This is a genomic window from Candidatus Erwinia dacicola, from assembly GCF_001756855.1.
GTDB lineage: Bacteria > Pseudomonadota > Gammaproteobacteria > Enterobacterales > Enterobacteriaceae > Erwinia > Erwinia dacicola.
Window position 1 is genome coordinate 1 of sequence record NZ_MAYS01000481.1, and the last position, 1,186, is coordinate 1,186.

3 protein-coding genes are annotated in these 1,186 nt (G+C 48.6%); all 3 read left to right on the top strand.

Annotation, left to right across the window (positions count from 1 at the left end; translation table 11 throughout):
* Nucleotides 1-36 precede the first annotated feature (36 nt).
* Nucleotides 37-468 carry a DUF29 domain-containing protein gene (locus BBW68_RS12625; protein ID WP_070135631.1) on the top strand — a complete coding sequence of 144 codons (432 nt, stop codon included), beginning with the start codon at nucleotides 37-39 and terminating at the stop codon, nucleotides 466-468.
* Nucleotides 465-713 carry a DUF2442 domain-containing protein gene (locus BBW68_RS12630; protein WP_070135632.1) on the top strand — a complete coding sequence of 83 codons (249 nt, stop codon included), beginning with the start codon at nucleotides 465-467 and terminating at the stop codon, nucleotides 711-713. The genes BBW68_RS12625 and BBW68_RS12630 overlap by 4 nt, the downstream gene beginning before the upstream one ends.
* A 5-nt stretch (nucleotides 714-718) precedes the next feature.
* Nucleotides 719-1,186, top strand: a 468-nt coding sequence (locus tag BBW68_RS12635) for an anti-CBASS protein Acb1 family protein (RefSeq protein ID WP_148127669.1), incomplete at its 3' end; no start/stop codon positions are given.

The following is a 1,186-nucleotide window of genomic DNA, read 5'->3' on the forward strand; positions in this document are numbered from 1 at the left end:
TCTAGGACAGCCCCAATAAATATATGCGAGGAAATTATGACAACCCGTTATGACAGTGATTTTTACGGCTGGACTCAGGAGCAGGCGGATTTAATTCGTGCTGGTAACTTTGAACAGCTGGATACAGACAACCTTCTGGAGGAAATAGAGTCTATGGGTCGCAGTGAGCGTAGAGAACTGGAATCAAGACTCGAAAAACTTCTATCACACATGCTGAAATGGCGTTATCAGGACAGTCGGCGCGGAAAAATTTGGCTGCTGACCATTAAGGAACAGAGACGCAAATTTGCCGATTGCCTGGAGGAAAATCCCAGCCTGAAAAGCCGCCTTGATGACCGTCTTATTAAGGTTTATCTCTATGCAAAAATATCGGCGTCTAAGGAAACCGGCATCAGTGAAAATGTGTTTCCTGACGTTTGCCCTTGGACGTTTGAGCAAATCATGGATACGGATTTTTACCCGCAATGAGTATTTCCGCTAAGGCAGTACGGTTTGATGAATACAATATGTGGGTGATGCTGAGTGATGCACGCACGCTGGGCGTGCCGCTGGCATGGTTCCCGAAACTGATGCACGCCAGCCCGGCGCAGCGTGAACACTTTGAACTGAGTGCGCGGGGACTTCACTGGGACGAACTGGACGAAGATATTTCCGTGGACGGACTTATCGCGGGTCGCAGTGATATCACTCAGCGAGCGCAACTGACGGCCTGACCAGTATGTTCACCTTGCTGGGAGAACGGGTAGCAGCGATCAACTATGGAAGCACGCGGGGTGATGTTTCTGATCGTGAACTGCTGGCAATGTACAAAAATTCGTGGGTGGTGAAGAAATTTATCGATAAAACCGCCGACGATATGTTGAAAATGCCACGTGAAATCATCGGAGGTGTGCCGGAGGATGTGAGAAGTCGTGCAAACGAGTTGGAAAATTCACTGAACGTGCAGGGTGTTTACCGCGAGGCACTGACGTGGGCTTTTTTGCTGGGTGACTCATTGATTGTGGCCATTACCGATTGTGATGACGATGCGATAGACACTCCTTTGGCACTTGGAACTGAAGATGTCATCAAGTTTCTGGTGTTGAGCAAAGGCGAGTATGAGCCTGACAGCAAGGTGATTAGTGATATTTCCTCACCGGCACTGTTGCAAGGATATTGGTTAGCCCTTCGTGTTATTGAAAGGTCT

Coding starts and splice junctions, on each gene's coding strand:
- BBW68_RS12625 (WP_070135631.1), top strand. CDS start 37: ATGACAACCCGTTATGACAGTGATTTTTACGGCTGGACTCAGGAGCAG.
- BBW68_RS12630 (WP_070135632.1), top strand. CDS start 465: ATGAGTATTTCCGCTAAGGCAGTACGGTTTGATGAATACAATATGTGG.